At 77.9% G+C, this 3066-nt stretch carries 4 protein-coding genes; all 4 read right to left on the bottom strand.

Annotation, left to right across the window (positions count from 1 at the left end):
* The coding region (locus CTKZ_RS21845) for a hypothetical protein (RefSeq protein WP_160142951.1) at window positions 1-1175 on the bottom strand (1175 nt) is incomplete at its 3' end.
* Between the two features lie 72 nt (window positions 1176-1247).
* On the bottom strand, window positions 1248-1643 hold the full coding sequence (locus CTKZ_RS20855; RefSeq protein ID WP_124344684.1) for an MmcQ/YjbR family DNA-binding protein: 396 nt from the start codon (window positions 1641-1643) through the stop codon (window positions 1248-1250).
* Between the two features lie 9 nt (window positions 1644-1652).
* A complete protein-coding gene (locus CTKZ_RS20850; RefSeq protein WP_124344683.1) occupies window positions 1653-2039 on the bottom strand; it encodes an iron chaperone in 387 nt (128 codons plus the stop codon).
* Window positions 2040-2107: 68 nt separating this feature from the next.
* Window positions 2108-3007, bottom strand: coding sequence for a methyl-accepting chemotaxis protein (locus CTKZ_RS20845; RefSeq protein ID WP_124344682.1), 900 nt, complete (start codon window positions 3005-3007; stop codon window positions 2108-2110).
* Window positions 3008-3066: the final 59 nt, after the last annotated feature.

Below are 3066 nucleotides of genomic sequence, written 5' to 3'. Positions count from 1 at the left end.
CCGCGGGCGCCGAGCGTGAGGGTCGTCAGGCCCGCGGCGACGACGGCGAGCCCGGCGGCGACCACCACGACCGGCCCCGTGCCGCGGCCGACCAGGGCGGCGGCGACCAGGGCACCGCCGAACGCGGGCGGGACGCACACCACGACCGCCTCGATCGCCGCCGCGGCGGTGAGCTGGCCGACGGTCGTGCCGCGCGAGCGCAGGACGGTCGTCTCGGTCGCGCGCACGGCCCCGAGCAGGCGGGCCACCTGGGCGAGCGCGACGATCGCGACCACCGCGACGAGCGCGAGGGCCGCCCCGGTGACGGCGGAGGCCGCGGTGAGCGCCGCGTCGGTGCGGCGCAGCGTGTCGACGAGCGCGCCCGACGTCGACAGGCCCCCGGACTGGACCGACGTCTGGGCGTCCGCGACGAACCGGTCGAGCCCGTCGGCGACGGGCGCGAGGTCACCGGGCCCGACGCGGTCGAGCGCGGGGACGACCGTCCAGCGGACGAGGTCGATGCCGGGGACCGCGGCGAGGACGTGCTCGTCCACGACGGCCGGCCCCACCGCGTCGCCGGTCCCCGTCGCGACCAGCGTGTCGCCCGCCCAGCGCGGGTCCGACGCGTCGTCGGGGCGCCAGGTGGCGACGACGCGCAGCACGCGCGTCGCTCCCCCGTCCGACGTGACGACGAGCGCGTCGCCGACCTGCACGCCGAGCACGTCGGCTGCCGCCGCGTGCAGCGCCGTCGGGTCGGGGTCCTCGACGGTGCCCGCCGTGCCGCCGGCACCCACGAGCCACGCGCCGTCGACGACGTGGGCGACGTCCGGGAGGTCCGGCTCGGCCGCGAGCACGAGGCTGCGGTCGGAGCCGTCGGGCGCGGTGACCGCGAGCGACAGCGAGCGCAGCGTCCGGGACACGTGCACCGGCCGGTCGCCGAGCGCGTCGCGCAGCGCGTCGTCGGCCGCGGCACGCTGGCCGTCGGGGTCGTCGGCGTCGCGCCGGGTCGACACCTGGAGCGCACCGTCGGGACCCGCCGCGGCGAGCGCGTCACGCGCGCCGTCGCGTGCACCGCCGAGCGTCGCGGCGAGCGTCCCGGCGACCGTGGCGGCCACGACCGCGACGAGGAGGGCGACCAGCGCGAGGAGCCCGACCTGCGCGCGCGCACGGCGCAGCAGCAGGCGGCTGGTTCTCACGCGAGGTCCTCCGGGGGTCGGTCGCGCGATCCTCTCACGCGCTGGACGACCGACCAGCAGCACCCGCCGGTGTCAGCCGGGCGCGACCTCCGGGTGGGCGTCGAGCCAGGCCCGCGCGGTCCGCCTCGGCACGAGCGACAGCCACCCGTCGGTCACGACCTCCGCGGCCTCGTCCGCGTCGAGGCGTTCGAGGCGCGCGAGCACCGCGGGGTACCCGTGGAAGTGCGGCGTCGTGAACCAGACGTCAGGCGCCGACGCCAGCAGCGCGTCCTTCGCGTCGAGGTCGGGCGTGCGGACGCACACGATCTCACCCGGCCACGCGTCGGGACCGAGCGCCTCGTGGTCCGAGCGTCGCAGCGGCCGCTCCCAGACGAGCCCGCGCCCGTGCGCCGTCCAGCGGCGCGGGGTCGGCTCCGCGGTGTCGGGCAGCGCGGTCACGGCGGCCGCCACGTCCTCCCAGGTCGCCACGGCGGGTCCTCAGCGCCCGCGGGCCGCGAGCCGGGCGTCGACCGCCGCCATGCGTCCCTGGACGACGCGCTCGAGGGTCGCACGGGACAGCGGCGCGGCGGCGGTGAAGTGCAGCGTCGCGCCCGACCAGCGGCCCTCGGTGACCTCGTCGGCGAGCGCTCGTGCCAGCGGCGGGTCCTGCACGTGCAGGCTCAGGTGGTTCCGGGACTGCGAGAGGCTGACGAGCGCCGTGCCGCGGTAGGTGACGCACGGGACCTGGTAGGAGATCACCTGGCCGGCGTCGGGCACGAGCTCCAGGAGCACGTCGCGCACCTGTCGCAGCGCGAGGGCGTCGTCGGGCGGCAGGGCGTCCAGGTACTCCTCGACGCTCGTCGCGGGCGCGTCACCACGGGCCATGCGTCCACGGTAGGGGCGCGACCACGCGGCGGGCCAGGGGCGGACGCGCACCGGCCCCCGGACGTGCGTCAGCCCGCGAAGCGGCCGACGTCGGCGCGCAGGGTCTCCGCCATCCGCGCCAGCCCGCCCGCGTCGTGCCCCGCGGCCTCGGCGACGCCGGCCGCGGCGTCGTCGATCTCCGCGATCAGCCCGGCGACCCTCCCGATCGACGCGTCGACGTCGCGCGACGCCTGCTGCGCCTCCTCGACCTGCTCCGCGATCTCCGCCGACGACGCCGCGACGCGGTCCGACAGCGACTTGACCTCGTCGGCGACGACCCCGAACGCGCGTCCCCGGTCGCCGGCCCGTGCGGCCTCGATGGTCGCGTTGAGCGCGAGCAGGCGGGTCTTGGCGGACACGTCCTGGATCAGCGTCACCGCGGCGCCGATCGTCGACGACGCCTCGCGCAGCCGGGCCACGAGCGCGACGGTCGACTCGAGCTCGTCGACGCCCTGCCGGACGGCGTGCCGCAGCGCGTGCGCGGACGCACCCAGCTCGGTGGACGCGGCGGCGACGTGCTGCGACACCTCGACGGCCTGCGCGCCCATGTCCTGACGCACCTCCTCCTCGCGGTGCGCGGCCTCGTCGGCGTCGCGCATGACGTCGCGCGCGGAGTTGATCCGCCGGGCGCCGTCGCGGTACGCGCCCGGCATGCCGCGCTCGATGAGCGTGCGGTGGAAGCGGCCCTCCGCCGACGCGGTCAGCGCGGCGCCGGACTCGCGGACGAACGCGTCGACCACGTCGAGCAGCCCGTTGAGCCGGTCGCCCAGCTCGGCGAGCGTCGGGTCGGTCTGCTCCGGCACGCGGGCCTCCAGGTCGCCGGACGACGCGCGCCGCAGCGTCTCGACGAGCGGGGCGAGCACGGCCGGGTCGACGGCCGGTGCGGTCGGTGCGGGCGGCGCGACGGAGGCCCTCGCGGGCCGCCTCATCGCGTGCCGCCGTGGCTGTTGATGATGTCCCACACCCAGGCGTCGTACGTCGTCCCGTC

Source organism: Cellulomonas algicola (assembly GCF_003851725.1).
Classification (GTDB): domain Bacteria; phylum Actinomycetota; class Actinomycetes; order Actinomycetales; family Cellulomonadaceae; genus Cellulomonas; species Cellulomonas algicola.
This window is presented reverse-complemented; position numbering and strand designations above follow the sequence as displayed.